Annotated in this window: 17 protein-coding genes; 8 read left to right on the forward strand and 9 right to left on the reverse strand. The window is 57.4% G+C overall.

Features of this window, described 5'->3' with window-relative positions; genetic code table 11:
- The coding region (locus ACR0M2_RS15305) for a DUF1989 domain-containing protein (protein ID WP_480705841.1) at positions 1-916 on the reverse strand (916 nt) is incomplete at its 3' end.
- 104 nt (positions 917-1,020) lie between these two features.
- Between ACR0M2_RS15305 and ACR0M2_RS15310 the strand changes: the two genes are divergently transcribed.
- Positions 1,021-2,052: a LacI family DNA-binding transcriptional regulator gene (locus ACR0M2_RS15310; protein WP_480705842.1), complete on the forward strand. Its 1,032-nt coding sequence runs from the start codon at positions 1,021-1,023 to the stop codon at positions 2,050-2,052.
- Positions 2,053-2,227: 175 nt separating this feature from the next.
- Here ACR0M2_RS15310 and ACR0M2_RS15315 read toward each other — a convergent pair whose 3' ends face one another.
- Positions 2,228-3,313: a ParB/RepB/Spo0J family partition protein gene (locus ACR0M2_RS15315; protein WP_480705844.1), complete on the reverse strand. Its 1,086-nt coding sequence runs from the start codon at positions 3,311-3,313 to the stop codon at positions 2,228-2,230.
- A complete protein-coding gene (locus ACR0M2_RS15320; RefSeq protein ID WP_170349970.1) occupies positions 3,306-4,691 on the reverse strand; it encodes an AAA family ATPase in 1,386 nt (461 codons plus the stop codon). The genes ACR0M2_RS15315 and ACR0M2_RS15320 overlap by 8 nt, the downstream gene beginning before the upstream one ends.
- Positions 4,692-5,271: 580 nt before the next feature.
- Between ACR0M2_RS15320 and ACR0M2_RS15325 the strand changes: the two genes are divergently transcribed.
- Positions 5,272-6,531 carry a replication initiation protein gene (locus tag ACR0M2_RS15325; RefSeq protein ID WP_170394840.1) on the forward strand — a complete coding sequence of 420 codons (1,260 nt, stop codon included), beginning with the start codon at positions 5,272-5,274 and terminating at the stop codon, positions 6,529-6,531.
- 35 nt (positions 6,532-6,566) lie between these two features.
- Here ACR0M2_RS15325 and ACR0M2_RS15330 read toward each other — a convergent pair whose 3' ends face one another.
- The 3 genes from ACR0M2_RS15330 to ACR0M2_RS15340 form a co-directional block, all read right to left on the reverse strand.
- Positions 6,567-8,873 (reverse strand): Tex family protein, encoded by a 2,307-nt coding sequence (locus tag ACR0M2_RS15330; protein ID WP_480705847.1) that lies wholly within the window; start codon positions 8,871-8,873, stop codon positions 6,567-6,569.
- Between the two features lie 73 nt (positions 8,874-8,946).
- Complete coding sequence (locus ACR0M2_RS15335) at positions 8,947-9,969, reverse strand: Ldh family oxidoreductase (RefSeq protein ID WP_480705849.1); 1,023 nt, start codon at positions 9,967-9,969, stop codon at positions 8,947-8,949.
- Positions 9,970-10,054: 85 nt separating this feature from the next.
- Positions 10,055-10,993, reverse strand: coding sequence for a c-type cytochrome (locus ACR0M2_RS15340; protein ID WP_480705850.1), 939 nt, complete (start codon positions 10,991-10,993; stop codon positions 10,055-10,057).
- Between the two features lie 48 nt (positions 10,994-11,041).
- On the opposite strand from ACR0M2_RS15340, the gene ACR0M2_RS15345 reads away from it, so the two are divergent.
- The 3 genes from ACR0M2_RS15345 to ACR0M2_RS15355 are packed head-to-tail and all read left to right on the forward strand — an operon-like array spanning position 11,042 to position 13,489.
- Positions 11,042-11,614, forward strand: a complete 573-nt coding sequence (locus tag ACR0M2_RS15345) for an RNA polymerase sigma factor (RefSeq protein WP_226689425.1) — start codon at positions 11,042-11,044, stop codon at positions 11,612-11,614.
- Positions 11,611-12,351 carry a hypothetical protein gene (locus tag ACR0M2_RS15350; RefSeq protein WP_480705852.1) on the forward strand — a complete coding sequence of 247 codons (741 nt, stop codon included), beginning with the start codon at positions 11,611-11,613 and terminating at the stop codon, positions 12,349-12,351. Before ACR0M2_RS15345 ends, ACR0M2_RS15350 begins: the two co-directional genes overlap by 4 nt.
- A 58-nt stretch (positions 12,352-12,409) precedes the next feature.
- Positions 12,410-13,489, forward strand: coding sequence for a helix-turn-helix domain-containing protein (locus ACR0M2_RS15355; protein ID WP_480706064.1), 1,080 nt, complete (start codon positions 12,410-12,412; stop codon positions 13,487-13,489).
- On the opposite strand, the gene ACR0M2_RS15360 is transcribed toward ACR0M2_RS15355, so the two are convergent.
- The gene (locus ACR0M2_RS15360) at positions 13,462-14,352 is read right to left on the reverse strand and encodes a LysR substrate-binding domain-containing protein (RefSeq protein ID WP_480705854.1); all 891 of its coding nucleotides are present in this window, start codon (positions 14,350-14,352) and stop codon (positions 13,462-13,464) included. The genes ACR0M2_RS15355 and ACR0M2_RS15360 overlap by 28 nt on opposite strands.
- A 103-nt stretch (positions 14,353-14,455) precedes the next feature.
- Between ACR0M2_RS15360 and ACR0M2_RS15365 the strand changes: the two genes are divergently transcribed.
- From ACR0M2_RS15365 to fcl, 3 genes are all read left to right on the forward strand, one after another.
- Complete coding sequence (locus tag ACR0M2_RS15365; protein ID WP_480705856.1) at positions 14,456-15,337, forward strand: phytanoyl-CoA dioxygenase family protein; 882 nt, start codon at positions 14,456-14,458, stop codon at positions 15,335-15,337.
- A gap of 141 nt (positions 15,338-15,478) precedes the next feature.
- Complete coding sequence (gene gmd, locus ACR0M2_RS15370) at positions 15,479-16,603, forward strand: GDP-mannose 4,6-dehydratase (RefSeq protein ID WP_170349978.1); 1,125 nt, start codon at positions 15,479-15,481, stop codon at positions 16,601-16,603.
- A gap of 10 nt (positions 16,604-16,613) precedes the next feature.
- Complete coding sequence (gene fcl, locus ACR0M2_RS15375) at positions 16,614-17,591, forward strand: GDP-L-fucose synthase (RefSeq protein ID WP_226689422.1); 978 nt, start codon at positions 16,614-16,616, stop codon at positions 17,589-17,591.
- Positions 17,592-17,624: 33 nt separating this feature from the next.
- On the opposite strand, the gene ACR0M2_RS15380 is transcribed toward fcl, so the two are convergent.
- Together ACR0M2_RS15380 and galU are read right to left on the reverse strand one after the other, a co-directional pair.
- Positions 17,625-18,701 carry a DUF2793 domain-containing protein gene (locus tag ACR0M2_RS15380; protein ID WP_480705858.1) on the reverse strand — a complete coding sequence of 359 codons (1,077 nt, stop codon included), beginning with the start codon at positions 18,699-18,701 and terminating at the stop codon, positions 17,625-17,627.
- A 206-nt stretch (positions 18,702-18,907) separates the two neighbouring features.
- The gene (galU, locus tag ACR0M2_RS15385) at positions 18,908-19,801 is read right to left on the reverse strand and encodes a UTP--glucose-1-phosphate uridylyltransferase GalU (protein ID WP_170349981.1); all 894 of its coding nucleotides are present in this window, start codon (positions 19,799-19,801) and stop codon (positions 18,908-18,910) included.
- Between the last annotated feature and the right edge of the window lie 146 nt (positions 19,802-19,947).

A 19,947-nucleotide genomic window follows, 5' to 3' on the forward strand; every position in this document is an offset into this window, starting at 1 on the left:
CCGCACGCCGTGCGACGCCATACGGGGCCAAGGCATTCGACATGTTGTCGGAACAATTCAGATGACCGGGAAACCCCCGCTCCTCATACCCGCGTGCGGTGCAAGCCAGACCGAAAGTGTCATGCCGCCCGCAGGTATCCTGTATGACATTCAACAGCGGACGCATCTCGCGATCAAAAAACTTGTCCAGCAACCCGGGCCCCGGGAATGCACGACGCACCATCGAGCGGGTGGCGGTCGAGTCGATCATCCATTCGTCACCACAATCCAACCCATCAGCGCGCAGCGCCATGAAATCTGAACACTGCTGGCCTTCGACGTCGATGATCTGAACAAATTCTCCTGCCTTCAGTTCATAGGCAACTGCCCTGCCCCGCGGTACGGTGAATTCATCCCGTGTATCACCCAGCAAAGGTGGCAGGTGCGGGTCTTGCGCAGCGGATGATTTGTGTTGAACCGTAACGCATCCGGCCCCTGCACCTTCGATCAACCCCGAACGCACAATGGGACGGATCACCCAGACCGTAACGGACGTGTCGGCGCGCAGAATCACCGGATCGGTCACTTGATCCAACCTGTGTCCGGGAACCGGTTCCCCCCCGCCCTGTGCAGCAATCCATCCTGAAAATTGGGCACTATCAAAGTCGCCCGCTGCGATCTGTCCGTTTGCAGTAAGCCCCAAGGTTGCCAACATTGGTTGCCCAACTTCGTCAAATGCCGTCAAATCCAGAAGTTGCGCCGGGCCAACCCCTTCTATCGACAGCAAATCCCCAGCGGACATTTTCAGTTGCAACGCCTCGCGCGGGGCCAGGATATGCGTACGCGCATCTGAGATTTTCGGAAAGCCCGGAAACCGCCGGCCAAGGCCGTTAAACCCCGTATTCGCGAACGTATGTAAGACTGATGATCCGTGCATGGTGCAGCCAGATAGCCAAAATGTAACTAGTTACAAAGGTTGCTGAAACTAGTTACATATGTCAACACTTTCTTATACGACCGCAGAAACGGACCCAGAAAACGGTGAAGCCAAGAAGCCTTGAACCCAAAAAACGCGCAAATCTCAGAGACGTCGCCAAAGCGGCGGGTGTATCGGTCGCAACGGTGTCTCGTGTTCTCAATGAACCAGGCGTGGTGAAGAAAGACACGCTTGAGAAAGTCCAGGCTGCCATTGACGCGTTGAAATTCGTACCCAGCGCCGCCGCACGGGCGATCAATTCCGGCCGCACCCGATTTGTCGGAGCTTTGGTGCCAACGCTCGACAATGCGATCTTTGCCCGGTTCCTTGCCGCGCTAGAGCGTGAGCTGTCCGAACACCAATTGTCCCTTGTCGTTGCGACAACGAACTCGGACCTCGAAATCGAAGCCGAGAAAGCGCAAAGCCTTGTTGATATCGGAGCCGAAGGTCTGATTATCACAGGTGCCACCCACAGCGACGCACTGCACGACTTGATTGATCGGACGATGCTGCCGACGATCATCACATCCTTTTATGACGCAACAAACCCTCTGCCGACCATCGGGTATGACAACGAGGCGGTGGCTCAGCTTGCCCTGCAGCATCTTGCCGACCTTGGGCATCGCCACATAGCTGTTGTACACGGTCCGGTGCATGATAATGACCGAACACGCGCACGTCTTTCCGGGCTGCACGACCTGCCCTGGGCCGGAGAGCTAACCTGCTACGAGACCGAGATCAGCCATCGCGGCGGCGCGGAAAGTGCCAAACACATCTGCGGACAGGCTCAAAAACCGGACGCCATTTTGTGCCTGTCAGATGTCGTTGCCTTGGGGGTTTTGTTCGGTCTTCAGGCCGAGGATGTCCGCGTGCCCGACGATATCTCTCTGGTTGGGGTCGACGATCTGCCCAGTTCTGCTGTCGCAGTGCCTGCCATCACCACAGTGCATTTGCCGGTGTCTCAAATGGGCGAGAAAGCCGCCGTTGCCCTCGCACGCTGGATTTCGGATCAGGAAAGACCCAGCGCCGAACGGCTTGACGGTAAGTTGATCGGACGGCGGTCAGCCATTCCGAACCCGTCCCGTTTGACGTCCTGAAAACCAAGTTCCCGTTTCATACAATTACGGCATGATCCTCATAACCGTTGGCACAATACGTGGAACCCCAGCTTCCTAAGGCGCTAGACGCTCGGCCCCAATGGTGCGCAAAAATAAGTCATTTTGAGCACCACATAGCTGGTCTTAGTATGCGGTCCTATCTCACCTTCCCGCTTTATGTTTCGCCGCGAAACTCACGCAGGTAATCGGCCAATCGTTCAACGATGTTCTGCGCGTCTTCGGCAGGGATATCCATTCCACGAATACGAAGGCGCAATTCGCCTGCGGACACTTCGGCCAGAATGTCGCTGCCTCCGGTCAACGCCACCGGAGCCAGGCGCTGAACCTGTTGCGGACGCCCTCCCCTCGCCTTGTCTTTCACAGGGGCAGGTGACGTCTTTAGGGCGGCTTCCAGCAACGCCCATTCCGATTTTTGGTCCAGCTCGCCCACCTCGGCCAAAGCCTGACGCAATTGGGGTTGTGCCCCCTCCCGCAATGCGGCCGCTAGTTTCAGCCCTGCTTTTTCGGACAGGGCGACCGGGTGCTGCAACAAGTCACCAAGTGCTTCGTGTACCACCGCAAAACTACGAACCTTGGATCGTTTTGCCTTGGACGCAGCAGCAAACAAAACGTCAACAGCGGCTTCGGTTGATGCAAATACCCCCTGTCCTGCGGCCAAAACCGCAATGCGTCCACGTTCATAAGGGCTGAGATTTGCCCTAAGTTCGTTTTCCTCGACCATTGAGACATAGGCGCCCTGCCCCGAACCAGCCTCTCGGACAAAGGCTGGGATTTCAGAAAACCCCGGATCAGTCTCGGCCAGGCGCCTGAAGGCATTCAATCGCCGGAAGCCAGAAATCAACCCATAACCTTCGCCGTCACGCGTGACCTCAATTGGTGTGCGCAACCCGTGAACGCGCAAGGACTCCAAAAGTTCCGCCATGGCTTCTTCATCTTCAACCATTCGGTCGCGACGAATGAAATCGGCATCAATCTGATCCAGCGACAGCATTTCCGCCACCAGTCCGGCATCCTGCGCATCGCGCCATCGAGCTGCGTCACCTTGATCCTGCGCCAGAGCAAGGCGATCGGTCACCGCTGCCATGCCGTTGAGCGTTGCAGCCTCAGCCGCGACCTGTGCAATCGGAGGCGTCGATGACTTAGTTTCAAACGGGCTGATCGACGGTTTCGCCGCGAAACCAGCCTCAAGCTGTTCCAATTCTGACGTGTCCGGAGCGGTCAGTCTTCTGCGTTTAGCCATCTGCGTTTCCTTCCATCTGAGCGTCGCGCCACCAGCAGCCGATCAAGACCTGCTTGAATTCGGCATAGGTCCGGTCGAATGTTTCCCGACCTCGTACATACGTATCGCGATTGAAGTCCCTGTAATCCGCTTCATAGATACCGTTGACCTGCTCACCCGCCTGACCAACCAGAGCGGTATAGTCCTGACGGTATGCATTCATGAAGTCCCCGAAATAGGCCTGAATCACATTTGCCATATCGGTTTGCTGGCTGGCATCAAACCGAGTGATTATGGCCCTGACCACGTCCCATTCAAACTTGAGCTCGGGTAAACCAGCCGCCCTTTGCGCCGCGTTCTCACCGTCCTCGATGCTGGCAAAAGTCGTGTAGAGCATGTCAAAGAACCGGCCTGTTGAATCAAATTCAAGAAACGAGGCCCCCAACGGCACAAGCAAAATATCAGCTGCAGCCAGCGCGTTGATCGTTAGGTACCCAAGTGCAGGAGGCGTATCGAGGAAAACAATGTCGTAATCGTTCAACACACCTTCATCCTGCAGAAAGTTGGTCAAACCATCCCAAAGCGGCCAACTGCGCAAACCCATGCGCCAAACGGGTATCTGAAACTCGGCCCAATACAGGTTCAACTGGGCGCCAATCAGGTCGATATTGGGCCAATGCGTTTTCTGAATAACATCGCGGGGCAGGGTATTGAGCGCTTCTTGCAGCGTTTCATCCAGGGGGATTTCAGGCTGCCCAGCCGCATTGCGGACCCGGTTTTCCTCTTGTACGGCACGCGCGTAATCTTTGGCTATAAGTGGAAAAACCGTTTGCCATTCATCTGCAACACTTCCACCTAGAATTGAGGTCATCGAGCCCTGGCTATCCAGATCTATAACCAATACTTTATATCCGTCCAGCGCAGCTGACATTGCCAGATGCGCAGCAGTTGATGTCTTACCAACGCCACCTTTGAAATTGGCCACAGCAACCACCTTTGCAGGAAGGCCATCTGGTCGGTACGGCAGATATTCCTTGGTGCTGACACCCTCGGCTGCAAAGTGTTGTCGGAGGGTCAGTACTTCCTCCAGCGAAAACCACTTGGAGCCAGCCTCGCCTTCACCCTGCGGCAATTCGGGATTGGCTTTGAGCACCCGTCGCAGATGCGCCGGTGCAACCGGGATCAGGTATTTGGTGATCTCCCAGATGGAAAATCTACGCAGTCTTTTTTCGCCGTCCGGAGCATACCCACGTCGCGCCAGGTCTTCGCGCCCTTTTGCGCAGAATGTAGCCGCTTTGGCGAATCGAGAAGTTCCGATAGGATCAGGCAACTTTTGCGCTGCTAGCTCTGGATCCAGATTCAAATAGGGCGGCAGAGGAGGTTGGTTAGATTTATTCACTGTCGATGCCTCGGGTAATGTTCGCCTTAGCGGCGTATATTGCCCAACATAGCGAACATTTTCTAATGACGCTATCCTCAGAGTGAGAGTTTTCCACAGAATAAGCCCCTCTGAGTTGGTTTCGCCACGAAACCAGTAAAATAGGCAACACCAGAGCCAACAAAAAGTTTATTTATTTTAGATGTTTTAGAATCTTTACGAGAAAAATAATGTTTAAAGCCAACAACTTAAATTCACTTCAGCACCTGTTTACGGTATGAAAGGGACCAGATTCCGGTATCAAAGGTACCCGTCTACAGGTTGCCGAGTGCCGAGTTTCAGGAAGAAGGGGGCCGATTCGCAGGACGCTGAAATTTCGACCAGATTAGACCCTAAATTTTCGTTTTTCGCCGGGTCGCAGTACATGTAAAACCCTCTAAATGGGCGACCCTCGATCCGGTTCTGTGGATAACTGCGAGGATTTTCAGGTCAGGTACCCAGATACAGGATTCCCTCTTTCCTGTATTTGGGTACCCAAATAGAATTGATCCATGGGTACTTTTTGTGCAAGAAATACCAAAACGAGCAGCCAGGCAGAATCATGCCGGATACACAATTGGATATGGATCAGCTCTCTGGTGCATTGCGCCGGGAGACGGTCAAGAAAAACGTCGCCGCGATTCACATCAGCGGCAAGCTTACGCTTTTGCAGCGTAAGCTCTCGAATGTCCTGTTGTTGAACGCGTATGACGCACTGACCTCAGCACAGACACATACTATCGACGCGCGGACGCTTGCGATGATGGTCGGCTATAATTCAAACGACTTCGATACGCTGCGGGCGAGTTTGCGAGCGCTGGCCGAGACCGTCGCGGAGTGGGATATGTTGGATGAGCAGGGCAGACAAGAGTGGGGCGTGTCCTCATTGCTCAGCTTCGCCAAGCTGAAGAACGGGGTCTGTGAATACGCCTACTCCCCGGCGCTGGCCCAAAAGCTCTATGATCCGAAAATCTATGCCCTGATCAATGTGCAGATCCAAAGGAACTTTAGCTCTGGGCATGGCCTGGCGCTGTATGAGAATTGTTATAGGTTCGTCAGAACCGGTTCTACGGGCTGGTGGGCGCTGGACGTGTTCCGCAAACTCATGGGGGTAGACGGCAGCGACTATTACGGCAGCTTCAAACACCTCAACGCCAAGATCATCAAACCCGCCGTGGCTGAGGTGAATAAAAGTTCGGACATACTGATAGAGCCACAGTTTCAAAAAAAGGGCCGCACGGTTACGGATATCCGGTTTCTGATCAAAGGTAATCCACAGAAGGCGATGTTCGAAATCGATGACAGCGATGGCGTCCGCAATCTGCAAGTTTACAAGACGCTCCGTAAGCAAGGGGTGTCCGACCGGTTGGCGCGACAGTGGATTGCGGAACATGGTGAAGACTATGTGCAACAAAAATTGGATTATGTAAGCGGGCAGGGGGATGTGAAATCAACGGTTGGATATTTGTCCGCCGCCTTGCGCGACGACTATCAACCGCCGGAAAACGATTCTCTGCCTGAACCCAGCCCCGAAGCCGTCGAGGCCGCGCGCATACGGGACGTCGAGAAGGCGCTAGAAGATCAGGCTTATGCAGCCCGAGTGGCTGAGCGTACCGAGCGGTCGCGAAAGCTGTCTATCGTTGAAGAACTGGTTTCGCGGCGAAACCCAACCCAGCGGGATGCGGACAAACGCTTGTTTGTGGCAGGGCTCGACAATGATCTGGACCGGGAACACTTCCGCGCCCATGGCTGGCGTTCTGGTCTGAACGCCAATGCCATCTTTGAATTTTGGGAAGAGCTTGAGCCGGACGCCTTCGCCTAGGCGTCAAAGGCAAAGGCTGTGAATGCCCGTTTTCATCAACGGTCCTTCATCGCAGATTTCAACGCATCCGCAAATGCGCTGTTATGCGCATTACTATCAGATTTTGCGCGTTGCGATCTTTTGGGTTTTGACAGGCCGGAGTTCTTTTTTGGTCCTCGACTGGCCCGATCTTCGCGAGCTGATGTTCCGCCATCCTTGCGCATGGTTAGGCCAATCCGCTTGCGGGGAACATCCACCTCGACCACGGTGACCTTGACGACCTGTCCGGTCTTGACCACCTCGTGCGGGTCTTTGACAAAGCGGTCGGCCAATTGGCTGACATGGACCAGCCCGTCCTGATGCACCCCGATATCCACAAAAGCGCCAAAGGCGGCGACATTTGTCACTGTGCCTTCCAACACCATGCCCGGTTTCAGGTCGGTGATGTCTTCGACACCGTCGGTGAACGAGGCGGTGACAAAACTGGGGCGGGGGTCTCGGCCAGGCTTTTCCAGCTCGGCAAAGATGTCGCGCACAGTCGGCAAGCCGAAGGTGTCGTCGACGAATTGTTCTGCGCGTAACCCCTTTAGCGCTCCGTCGTGACCCATGATCTGACGGATGTCGCGCCCGCAGGCCGAAACAACCCGGCGGGCCACGTCATAGGCCTCGGGGTGAACTGAAGAGGCGTCCAGAGGTTCCGACCCGTCGCGTATGCGCAAAAAGCCTGCACTTTGCTCATAAGCGCGCGGGCCAAGGCGGGCGACCTTCAGCAGCTCTTTACGTGATTGAAATGCGCCATTCATGTCGCGATGCATGACAATTGCTTCGGCCAAGCCTGGCCCCAACCCCGAGACATGAGAGAGCAGGGGGGCTGAGGCCGTGTTCAGATCAACCCCCACTGCGTTCACCACATCTTCGATCACCGATGCCAAAGATTGCGACAGCCTGTGCTGGTCCACGTCATGCTGGTATTGGCCGACCCCAATGGATTTAGGTTCGATCTTAACCAGTTCGGCCAGCGGGTCCTGCAGCCGACGAGCGATGGAAACCGCACCGCGTAACGACACGTCAAGATCCGGGAATTCGCGCGCCGCCAGTTCTGAGGCGGAATAGACCGATGCGCCAGCCTCGGACACAACAACCTTGGTCGGGGCCGAAACAGCTTTTGGCAGCAGTTTCAGCGTATCACCCACAAGCTTCTCGGTTTCCCGGCTGGCGGTGCCATTGCCGATGGCGATCAGTTCAATCTCGTGCGCAGCGATCAGGTTCAGAATGGTGGCCTGCGCGCCGCGTAGATCGTTCTTGGGTTGAAACGGATAAAGCGTATCGGTCGCGACCACTTTACCTGTGGCATCAACCACCGCAGCTTTGACGCCAGTTCGAATGCCGGGGTCCAGACCCAGGGTTGCCTTGGCACCCGCCGGTGCAGCAAATAGTAAGTCTTTAAGATTGCGCGAGAAAACATCAATTGCTTCATCCTGCGCTCGGCCGCGCAGATCCGCCATCAGCTCGACCATCATCGACAACGACAACTTAACCCGCCAAGTCCAACCCGCCACTTTACGTAGCCACAGATCTCCGGGACCGTCTCCACGTGTGTGAAGTTGCGCGGCGACAATCGCTTCGGCACGGGCGGCGCCGGTTTCGGGATCGGGCGCGATATCCAGTGTCACGATCCCCTCTTTCGAGGCCCGCAGCATCGCCAACGCACGATGCGACGGGGCTTTTGCCCAAGGCTCCGAATGGCTGAAATAGTCGCTGAACTTCGCGCCTTCCTGTTCCTTGCCTTCAATTACCTTTGAAGTCAGCAGGGCCTCGCGCTGCATGAAATTGCGCAGCTCACCCAGTAGGGCGGCGTTTTCGGTCAGCCGTTCGGTGATGATGTCACGCGCGCCGTTCAGCGCGTCCTTGACGGTTGCCACTGCTTCGGTGACATAGCCCTGCGCCAGAATTTCTGGGTCAGCCGACCGATCCGTCAGAATGGCATCCGCCAGCGGTTCCAACCCATTCTCGCGGGCAATCATCGCCTTGGTGCGGCGCTTGGGTTTGTAGGGCAGGTAAATGTCTTCCAGCTGCGCCTTGGTATCGGCCTGCGCGATGGATTTGACCAGATCGTCGGTCAGCTTGCCCTGATCTTTGATCGAGCCCAGGATCGTCTCGCGCCGCGCTTCCAGTTCGCGCAGATAGGTCAGGCGGTCAGACAGGGTGCGCAGTTGGGTGTCGTCCAGCCCACCCGTCACCTCTTTGCGGTAGCGGGCGACAAAAGGCACGGTGGCCCCTTCGTCCAGCAATTTCACCGCGGCCCCCACCTGTTCGGGGCGGGCATTGATTTCGGTGGCGATGGTGCGGGCGATGCGGTCCAAGGGGGCCTCCTGAATATGTCTGGAGGGACTTCTTAGCCAGCCACACCGCCAAGGGAAAGAGGCTTTAGCGTGCCTACGCCTGTTCGGCCAAAGCCTGCAGGTCGTCGTACAGGGTCTTGGCAACCTCAACATAGCCACGTTCGGTGTTGCGGGCCCGCGCGGCAAAGCGCCGTTGCGACGGCAGACGCGCGCCCTGATCGGTGATATCGGCGAACAATCGCTCGGCCCGCGCGTCATTCTCATCGACTCGACCGCCGCTGAATTGCGCAGGATCGAAGGCCAGCAGGATTTCCCCGTGATAAGGTGCGCCGCCGGCGCCATCGGCGAATTCCATGCTTTCCAGACTGGTCAGATCATCGATTAGCGGACCGGCCAGCAGTTCGATCATAATCGACAGGGCCGAGCCCTTGTAGCTGCCAAAGGTCAGCATCGCACCGTCCATCGCGGCCTGTGGATCGGTGGTCGGGTTGCCGTGTTTGTCGATGGCGACACCTTCGGGCAGGGGCTTGCCTGCGCGGTGGTATAGTTCGATCTCTCCCCGGGCAAAGGCGCTGGTGGCGAAATCGAAGGTAAACGGGTCTTTATTCTGGCGAGGCCAGCTGAAGGCCAGCGGGTTGGTGCCAAGGCTGCCGCGCGTGCCACCGGCGGGGGCGACCCAGGCGTGGCTTGGGCCCATCGCCATCGCCGCCAGACCGACCGCGGACAGACGCTCCACCTCGGGCCAGAGTGCCGAGAAATGGAAACACCGGTTGATCGCCATGGCGGCGATGCCGTGGGTGCGGGTTTTCTCGATCAAAACCGGCAGCGCTTTTTCGAACGCCAGCAGGGACATCCCGCCCTGCGCATCAACCCGAACGACTGCGTTTTCCGACGGTTCAAGGATTGGATCTACATGCCCATCGATCTGCCCCGCTTTTATCGTGTCAGCGCACATGAACAGGCGGAACAATCCATGTGACTGGCAATCGTCGATTTGACAGGTGGTTAGCGTATCGGCGATCGCTGCGGCATGGTCTGGCCCGAAACCAGATGTGGTCAAAATAGAAAGGCTGAGGTCTCGGATTTCGTCCAATGACAATTTGACCGTTTCGCTCATGCCCTGCTTCTCCCTCATCGTGGCTGAGACAAGGGATAGCGTGGCAGAGCGGGCAAAGGGAACCCGGTTTTCGCCGGGTTCGGGTTCAGCCCTGCGCTTCGGCCTGCAGATAGGCGATCAGGTTGGTGATATCTTCGTCTTTTTTCAGGCCGGGAAACTGCATCTTGTTACCGGGAATCGTTCTGCGCGGGTCAGAAAGGAACGCAGTCAGGGTGTCAGCGGTCCAGACAATGCCCGACTCTTGCAATTGGGCCGAATACCGGAACCCGTCCGCCTGACCGGCTGTAGCGCCGATAACACCGTGCAGTGACGGACCGACAGTGTGGCGGTCTTGCTCAAGCTTGTGGCAGGCGCTGCATTTGCGGAACACTTTCTTACCCGCCTTGATGTCTCCTTCCACTGCGGCGACGCCAACCGGGGCAGCAGGGGCAACCGCAGCCTGTTCGCCATCCAAGTTGAAGATCAGCCGGGCCGTCACCGGAACCGTGCGAGTGATACCGGGCAGGCTGGCCAACTCCATCAGTTTGTCGACCCCAGCATTGACGCCTGCGTCTTCGGCGCTGATGAACACCATGTCGTTGGTCGACACCATCACCGAGGACTCAGAAAGGCGGGCCACAAACATCTCGGCGTCGAAGGCCACATCCGTTCCAGCCAGGGACAACACGGCCTTGGTATCGACGGTGGTGGTTTCGCCAATACCCAGACTTGAGACTTCGGCCATGTCAAACGTGGCCGTCAGCGCCGCAGTACCTGCTTTGCGAAACACGTACTCGATCATCCGTTCGTTACGGATGTCGATATTGGTCTCGACCGAGAACAGGTCGATCTGAATCTCGGCCTTGCCGTCCGGGCTGACATGACCGCTGAGGTTGGTGAAGGAATTGACCTCGCCCACTGTGTCTTTCTTGATGGTCCCATAGGCCAGATGCGATCCTTCGGGGACAAGGGTCCAGCCGTCCGCCAGCGCCGGGGTTGCAACAATTGCCGACGCAATCGTGACTGCCTTCAACAGAAGTTTCATTTCTTTCCTCCTCGGGTTATGTCAGTCCTGACCCCGCGGGCCCGGTCCGTGGAAAGCAAACACACACAGGTCGCGATTTATTCGATGGGTGGTGAGATTAGTTCGGAACAGGCCGTGCGCGGCGCAATCCAGATGCATTCGAAACGCGTCTGGCGGTTTGGGCTGGCACTGTCCGGCGCATCCGACGTGGCCGACGATCTGCTACAATCCACATGTCTGCGCGCGTTGGAACGACACCACCAGGTCACGTCACATGACCGGCTGGATAGCTGGCTGATGACGATCTGCCGCTCGATCTGGTTGAATGAGGTGCGGGCGCGTTCGGTGCGCAAGGCGCAGGCGCTGTCCGTGACACCCGAAGCAGACTTAATTGCACCCGGAAACGATTCAGAAACGAATATTTTCGCCACTGAAGTGTTTACACAAGTGATGCAGCTGCCAGAGGCGCAGCGGGAGACGGTCGTACTTGTGTTCGTCGAGGGCTATAGCTACCGCGAAGCTGCTGCGTTGCTGGAGGTGCCGATAGGAACTATCATGAGCCGGTTGTCCAATGCCCGGCAGAAACTGAAAACTGTGATGCAGCATGAGGCGGCAGACACCGTTCGACGGAGTGGCAAATGAAGTTTTCCGATGAGACGCTGTTGGCGTATCTGGAAGGCAAACTGGATGAGGCTGAAGCCGCCGCGATCGAAAGCGCGGTTGAGGCCGATCCCGCATTGGAACAGCGCCTGATGGCGCTGGACCCGTTCGCACCTGTGGTGCAGGCGGTTTTCGAACGTGTGCCAGTGGAAACGCCCCAGGTTGATTTGCCACAGCCGGTGGTCCCGGTCGTGCGAGCCGGTGATGGGCTGCGTCTGCTTGCCGTTGCGGCTTCGGTCGCGATCATTGCCGCGTCGGCGACCTTTTGGGCGACGCGCCCCGAGCCGCTGGGCTGGGTTCAACAGGCAGCGATTTACCAGTCGCTCTATGTGCCAGAGACGATTGCGTCGCTGGACAGTTCCTCTCAGGCTTTAGACAAGCAGTTCGCGCAGGCTGAGGCACAGCTGGGTCGGTCGTTGAACCGCGAAGAGCTTGAAACCCTGCCGGGGATGGAGCTGAAACGCGCGCAGGTCCTGTCATTTAAGGGCAAGCCGTTGGTTCAGGTGGTGTTTGCCGATGCGGAAGGTCGGCCTTTTGCCTTTTGTGTCATCCGACAGGGTGAGGGCGCGCCGAACAAGGATGTGCAACAGGCCGTGCTGAGCGGTCTGGCCACAGCCAACTGGGCGCAGGACGGATATGGCTACATGCTGATCGGGAGTAACGATCAGACCGATCTGAGCGGTCAGCTGGATTTTCTTACTGAAAGTTTTGCGGGTTAAACGCGTAATGCGCAAAAACGCCTTGTGAAGCGAGGCAAATCCTCGAAATATAATGGGTATGAAGAAAAAGCCCGTCATGCCTGATCCGGATGAGGACGCCGATGCGGTTGGTCCTCCCAGTATCTATGACGTGGACCCGCCCGAAGATGACGATTTGTGGTTTCTGCCACCCGAAGATGAAGAGGCGGTCGAGGATTTTTTGCCCCCGGGCCCGAAAATGGATCGCCGTTTGCTGTTCGATCCGCGCGATTGGCGTGCGGCTCAGGCCGAGCTGTCTTTTGAACTGGCCGACCTAGCGGCAATTTTCGGTGCTTTGGATGAGAGGTTGCGGGCCGGACCGGATGGATGGACGCATCGGCTGGCGCTGATGGATGTATCCGATCTGGGCTGGTGGACCGGGGACCGGATCAGTGTTGACCGGCTGGCGTTGTGGACCGGTCTGCGGATCGGTGCAACCGGTGATGACGTTCAGGCTTTGTTTCGGGCCGGTTGGGCGGTACGGCGTTTAACTTCCGGACCGGGCCCGTCTTCGGATGGATGGGAAATTGGCCTGACCGCCTTTTTGGATCGCATGGCGCAAGGTATCGAAGACATCCCCGAGGCAGTGGCCGATCTGGCCGAAGTGATGCGCAATGCCGAAGGCTTGCATCCGGTGACACAGGCGGCCATGGGGTTCCATGCCTGGCGCGCGCTGTCTCAGGGGATCGGGCAGGATACCGAAGCCGCAATTATCGCGGCCCGCCACGCGGCAACGATGGGGCGGGGCGGGGCGACGTTCATGCCTTTGGCGCTGTCCGGTCCCGGGGCGCTGCGCGGGGTTGGCGAGGTAGACGAAAAGCTTTCGGCCTGGATCAGAGGGGCAGGGCAGGCAACCTTAGCCGCGCTGATGCATCTTGATCGGGTCAGCGCTTGGGAACACCGCGCGCGCGAGGCAACCAGCGGGCTGAGCGGGCGGACACCGCCTTTGTTGATCGACGTTCTGACTGCCTGGCCCATGGTTTCGGCCCCACTGGCCGAGGAACTGACAAAAGCGTCACGTGCAGCGGTACAGCGCAATATCGACCGGTTCACCCGGCGCGGCCTGATCCGCGAGGTGACAGGGCAGGGGCGTTACCGGGTCTGGACCGCCGCATTGTGATCCAGCAGCCATTCGCGAAAGGCACGCGCGGGTGGCCGCAGGGCTGCGCGGGATGGATAGACCAGATGGTAGGTTTCGTGACCTGCCACTTGAATGTCGGGCAGGCAGGGGACAAGGCCCGACATTTCCATGATCCGATCTGATGCGGGCGCGCGGGCCAGTGCGATGCCACCGCCGCTGGCCGCTATCTCGGCCGCTATCAGGGAGTTATCCGCAAAGAAAAACCGCGCCTGACCTGTCGGCAGACGTAAGGTCTCGAACAGATGCAGCCAACTGGCGCGGTGAGTCGAAACCTCGATCAAAGGGAAACGGAACAGATCTTGGGGGTGGTGAATCTGATTGGCGATATCTGGCCGGGCTACGGGATAAAGGCGTTCATGCAACAACACATCACTATCCGCGCCATAGAGCGTCGGATTGCCGAACACGATCTGCAAATCGGTGAACTGGTTGGCGAAATCTGAAACCAGATTGCCGGTGGTCAAGGACAGGCTGATCTGCGGATGCGACGCGTGAAAGTCCGGCAGCCCACCGGCCAGAATGCCGTGCGCATAAAGCAGAATGGATTGCACAAACAACCGCTGTTCCCGCGTTTCACCGAACAGCCCCGTGGTGGCGGTTTCCAACATCAGCAGCGATTGTTGAACCGACGGCAGATAAGCCCGCCCCGCCTCGGTCAGGGTTACGGCATGGGCGTGGCGGTGAAACAGCGGCGTGCCCAATCGCGTTTCCAGCGCTTTCACCTGCTGGCTGACGGCTGCAGCTGACATGTTCAACTGCGTGGCCGCGCGGGCAAAGCTTTCGGTGCGGGCGGCGGCCTCGAACACGCGCAGCCAGTTGAGGGACGGGATACGGGACGACATGAGAACAGGCTAAGCTGAACTTAGTCTAGCGGGCAAGAGGTTGCACGCTGACCTTGTGGCGTTCCGGCCTATCCTGCGTGAACCAGCATTCAAGAGGTGCCTCATGCCGCAATCATCTAATTCACCCCACGCCTTGACGGTGAACCAGTCCAAGAAATACTGGGAAGACGGATTTCTGTTCCCTCTGACGGTTTTTTCTCCCGATGAGATTGCCGAAATCCGCGCGGAATTCGAACAACTCGAGACCGACTGGCTATCTGCAGATCTGCCTTTGCCATTGAACACCTACAAGCGTGTAAACGCACATCTGGTCATACCTTTGGCCGCGAGGGTGGCACAGGACCCGCGGGTATTGGATGTGGTCGAAGGCGTATTGGGGCCGGATATCATGGTCTGGTCCGCCGAGTTTTTCGTCAAAGAGGCCCATACCGAACACACGGTGGGCATGCATCAGGATCTGACCTATTGGGGCATGGGTGAGACACCGGATCAAGTGACCGCCTGGATCGCGCTGTCCCCGGCCACGGTCGAAAGCGGTTGTATGGATTTCGTACAGGGCAGTCATAAAAACCCAATCCTGCCGCATAACGACACCTATTCCGACACCAACCTGTTGTCGCGCGGGCAGGAAGTCGCCGTTGATGTCGCAGACGAAGACAAAACCCATATCGAACTTGCCCCTGGGCAAATGTCGCTGCATCACGGGCTGACTATTCATGGCTCGGGTCCGAACCGATCCGGTGATCGCAGAATTGGTCTGGCGATCCGCTATCTCAACCCTAACGCCCGGCAACTGGTTGCGGACCGAGACTATGCCATGTTGGTGCGCGGTCAGGACGAACGGTCAAACTTTGTTCATGTCGCCCCCCCGAGCGCGGCGTTCTCTGAACAATCGCTGGCTCTGTACGAACAAGTACGCCGGGATCAGAGCAAAGCGCTGGCGGATGGTGCTAAAAGCGATGTGCCGCTCTACGGGACGTCCTGACGTTAAATAGTGACGTATACGCAGGCTGGCGGTTAATAGCCGCCAGTATTTTCAGTGATTTAATGCGTTGGGTTGCATTCCGCGAGTTCTTGCTGTTTCTGAGGTGGAAAAGATGCACACAGTATTTCGTGGGAAAATAAGATGACGAAAAAGGCGTTGATTACAGGTATTACCGGGCAGGATGGGTCCTATCTGGCCGAATTCCTGCTGGAAAAAGGGTATGAAGTTCATGGGATTAAGCGCCGGGCGTCGTCCTTTAACACGCAGCGGATCGACCACATTTATCAAGATCCTCATGACCCCAACCCCAAATTGCACCTGCATTACGGCGATCTGAGCGACACGTCGAACCTGACGAGAATCATTCAGGAGGTGCAGCCGGACGAAGTTTACAACCTGGGTGCGCAGTCGCATGTGGCGGTCAGCTTTGAATCTCCGGAATACACGGCAGATGTAGACGCCATCGGAACCCTGCGCCTGCTGGAAGCGATCCGTTTTCTGGGGCTGGAGAAAAAAACGCGTTTCTATCAGGCGTCCACGTCCGAGCTGTATGGTCTGGTCCAGGAAACGCCGCAACGTGAGACGACCCCGTTCCACCCCCGTTCGCCATATGCGGTGGCCAAGCTGTATTCTTATTGGATCACCGTCAACTATCGCGAAGCCTATGGTATGTATGCCTGCAACGGGATCCTGTTTAACCACGAAAGCCCGCGCCGTGGCGAAACCTTTGTGACCCGCAAGATCACCCGCGGTCTGGCCAATATCGCGCAAGGTCTCGAAGATTGCCTTTACATGGGCAATATCGACAGCCTGCGGGATTGGGGCCACGCGAAAGACTACGTGCGGATGCAGTGGTTGATGCTACAGCAGGACAATCCCGAAGATTTCGTAATTGCTACCGGCGTGCAATATTCGGTCCGCCAATTCATCGAATGGTCCGCTGCCGAGTTGGGTATCACGTTGGAATTCTCGGGCGACGGCGTGGATGAAATCGCAACCGTCACGTCGATTGAAGGGGAAAACGCGCCGGCCTTGAAACCTGGCGACGTGATCATGCGCATCGACCCGCAATATTTCCGCCCGGCCGAGGTGGAAACACTGCTGGGCGATCCGTCGAATGCGAAAACCAAGCTGGGCTGGGAGCCCGAACTGACTGTGCAGGAAATGTGCGCCGAAATGGTTGTCGAAGACCTGAAAACCGCGAAACGCCATGCGCTGTTGAAAGAGCATGGTTACGAACTGCCGGTAAGTCTGGAAAACGGCTGAGGAACACGACATGCGCAAGATTTACGTAGCAGGTCACCGCGGCATGGTAGGTGGCGCAATTCTGCGCCGTTTGCAGGATCGTCAGGCAGCCGGTGAAGCGCTTGAGTTAATCACGCGTACACATTCCGAAGTAGATCTGACCGATCAGGTTGCCGTGCGCGACTTTATGCAGGCTGAACGCCCGGATGTCGTGATCCTTGCCGCTGCCAAGGTTGGCGGAATCCACGCCAACAACACCTACCCGGCGGATTTTATCTACGACAACCTGATGATCGAATGTAACGTGATCCATCAGGCCTTTGCCGCTGGGGTGAAACATCTTCTGCAATTGGGCAGTTCGTGCATCTATCCGCGTGCCGTGCCACAGCCGATGCGCGAGGATGCTTTGCTGACCGGAGTGCTGGAACCCACAAACGAGCCTTACGCCGTTGCCAAGATCGCCGGGATCAAACTTTGTGAGAGCTATAATCGGCAGCACGGTGTCGATTACCGCTCGGTCATGCCGACGAACCTGTATGGGCCGGGTGACAATTTCCACCCCGAAAACAGCCATGTCCTGCCCGCCCTGATCCGCCGGTTTCATGAGGCGCAGCGCGATGGTCTGGACGAAGTGGTGATCTGGGGTACCGGCAAACCCCGCCGCGAATTCCTGCATGTAGACGATATGGCCGAGGCATCGCTGTTCGTGCTCGACCTGCCGCGCGATGTCTATGAGGCGAACACCCAACCGATGCTGAGCCACATCAACGTGGGCTGTGGCGAGGATATTTCGATCGCGGAACTGGCGGCGTTGGTGGCCAAAACAACCGGCTACACTGGGCGGATAACTCAGGATGTAAGCAAACCGGACGGCACCATGCGCAAGCTGATGGATGTGTCCCGTCTGGCCGACATGGGCTGGCGCGCGCGCGTTGGGCTGGAAGACGGCATTCGCGAAACCTATGCCTGGTTCCTGGATCAGGCAGCGGCGGAGTTGCGGGCTAAGTAACTGCCCAGGTCGGGACCCGGGCAGTTCGTTCCGTCAGAACCAGCGGCCAATGGCAATGGCCGTTGGTGTCAGCGCCGTCGCATCGCTATTGGCGGCCAAAATCTTGAAACCTACCTGCGTTTCGGTCGGGGCTTCAAAGCCGATGAACCGATTGCTGGCCCCTCCGCTGCCACTGACCGAAATGGTTGAACCGGTTGCAAAAGTCATCGGGAAATTCCAAACCGCCACGTCGCCTGCGAAAAGCGCGCCATCAGCATTTATACAGCCCGTTGCGGGCAGGGTGACGGTGCAAATCTGCGTTCCATCCGCAAAACGCACGTAGTCGCCATTGGGGGTTGAGCCCCGCTCGATCACAGCTCCGTCTGGTACACCGCCATTTTCGGAAACGGACCCTAACAGGTTGCCAGGACCATAACCGTAGTCAGCCCGCATCAGGCGCCCGGGTGTCGTGTCATCAGGGCTGGCTTGAATTGCTGCGCCATCTACAATGCCGGTCGTGGGGTCAAAGCTTAGTGCGTCGGTCCAGGTGCTGCCGTTGGGTGAAACCTTGATTGCAAAGCTGGTATTGCCCGACAAACCCATTTCGGCATGGCCGGTCCAGTTGGATTGAAACAGCACTGACGCGGTGTCGCCCGCGCTGGCCTTGTTGATCTTCAACTGATGCCCGCCGCCCTCATGGCTGAGCAATGTAGCCGGAGATCTTACCGACAGGCGGTTCGTGCTGTCGTAGCTTGTGGCGAGACCCACTCCGTCCAAATTCTGCGTCGCGACCGGAGGATCGATCCAGGCCCCACCGTCCCAGACTTTCATTTGACCGGTGCTTTCATCCCATGCGCGCCAGCCTGTGCCGGGCGCGGCGAAATACCAGGCGTTGTCCAGCCAAGTAGCCAACATTCCGGCCTGACCCGTCCAATCCCCTGTTGGTGCGTTGCCCAATGCGTGAACTTCGCCCTGGTCTGGAACGGCAGGTGGAGTCGACGCGTTCGTCGAGGCCAGGCTCAGCTGGGTAACAACATCCAGCTGTCGCAGCGCCTCGTTATGGGTGACGTGTTTCTGGGCCTGTGAGGGTTGCAGAAATGGAAGGTTCAATCGGGGTGAATTTTGTGGCACGGGCGTCCTCCTGTGGCTGTCGGTCCGACAATTGCATTGCGCGCCACATTGCCTTTTGGTGGATGAACCCCGTCTGACCGTGCCGGACGCCCGAAAAACCAATTGCTAACTTTTCAGAAGCATCAAAAAAGCCGGGGTGCTGAGCGCCCCGGCTTGTGGAAATGCCGTGCCGAGGAAAACCCCGGTCGATGTGTCGTCAGAAGTTGTTACTGAGCAGCCTGATCCGTCGCCACAACGTCACGCAGATACTGGCTCAGATCCTCGCGCAAGTCCTGGCGGGCCAGCGCAAAGGCTACCGTGGCCTGCAGGAACCCTGATTTTGAGCCGCAGTCGAACCGCTGTCCGTTGAATTTGTACCCAAAGACCGGCACACCATTGCCAATATCTTCGGCGATCGCGTCGGTCAGTTGAATCTCACCACCGCTGCCTCTTTTCAATTGGTTCAGATTGTACAATACCGACGGCCCCAACACGTAGCGGCCGATAACGGCCAGATTCGAGGGCGCATCCTCGGGCTTGGGTTTTTCGACCATGCCGCGGGCGCGTACGACCGTTCCGATATTTTCACCTACGTCCAACACACCGTAAGCGCTGGTCTTGTCTTCGGGAACCTCCATGGCTGCCACCATGTTGCCACCAGTTTCTTCATAGGCTTCGATCATTTGTTGCAGGCAAGGCTTGTCGGCGGCAATCACGTCGTCGGGCAACATTACCGCGAAAGGCTCGTCGCCGATCAGGCGACGGGCGCACCAAACCGCGTGACCCAGACCCAACGCTTTGTGCTGACGGATATAGGCAATCGCGCCACTTTCCATATTGGTGGCGTTCAGCGTTTCCAGCAGGTCTTCCTTGCCTTTGGCTTTCAGCTCCTGCTCAAGCACCAAGTTGTGGTCGAAATAGTCTTCTAGTGCAGACTTGCCGCGAGAGGTCACGAAAATGAATTCAGTGATGCCGGCGGCACGCGCTTCGTCGATGGCGTATTGTACCAACGGGCGGTCGACCAACGTCATGATCTCTTTCGGGACCGACTTTGTCGCGGGCAGGAACCGCGTACCAAGCCCTGCGACGGGGAAGATCGCCTTTGTGACCTTACGTGTCATTTGACCTCTCAAGTTACTAAAACAATGTCTGACTGTTAGCGTACTACGCGGGTCTCTTAGGCGCTGTGGTCCGAACAATCAACGCTCTGTAACAACCAACGTATCATTTGCAAAGGATGGTGCCACCCGGTGCGGTAGAAGTCAAA

This window comes from Ruegeria sp. BE10 (genome assembly GCF_056538905.1).

Excerpts from the sequence above, each read along its gene's own strand:
- ACR0M2_RS15315 (WP_480705844.1), bottom strand. The coding sequence starts at position 3,313 with ATGGCTAAACGCAGAAGACTGACCGCTCCGGACACGTCAGAATTGGAA.
- ACR0M2_RS15325 (WP_170394840.1), top strand. The coding sequence starts at position 5,272 with ATGCCGGATACACAATTGGATATGGATCAGCTCTCTGGTGCATTGCGC.
- ACR0M2_RS15335 (WP_480705849.1), bottom strand. The coding sequence starts at position 9,969 with ATGAGCGAAACGGTCAAATTGTCATTGGACGAAATCCGAGACCTCAGC.
- ACR0M2_RS15340 (WP_480705850.1), bottom strand. The coding sequence starts at position 10,993 with ATGAAACTTCTGTTGAAGGCAGTCACGATTGCGTCGGCAATTGTTGCA.
- ACR0M2_RS15350 (WP_480705852.1), top strand. The coding sequence starts at position 11,611 with ATGAAGTTTTCCGATGAGACGCTGTTGGCGTATCTGGAAGGCAAACTG.
- ACR0M2_RS15355 (WP_480706064.1), top strand. The coding sequence starts at position 12,410 with ATGAAGAAAAAGCCCGTCATGCCTGATCCGGATGAGGACGCCGATGCG.
- ACR0M2_RS15360 (WP_480705854.1), bottom strand. The coding sequence starts at position 14,352 with ATGTCGTCCCGTATCCCGTCCCTCAACTGGCTGCGCGTGTTCGAGGCC.
- ACR0M2_RS15365 (WP_480705856.1), top strand. The coding sequence starts at position 14,456 with ATGCCGCAATCATCTAATTCACCCCACGCCTTGACGGTGAACCAGTCC.
- gmd (WP_170349978.1), top strand. The coding sequence starts at position 15,479 with ATGACGAAAAAGGCGTTGATTACAGGTATTACCGGGCAGGATGGGTCC.
- fcl (WP_226689422.1), top strand. The coding sequence starts at position 16,614 with ATGCGCAAGATTTACGTAGCAGGTCACCGCGGCATGGTAGGTGGCGCA.
- galU (WP_170349981.1), bottom strand. The coding sequence starts at position 19,801 with ATGACACGTAAGGTCACAAAGGCGATCTTCCCCGTCGCAGGGCTTGGT.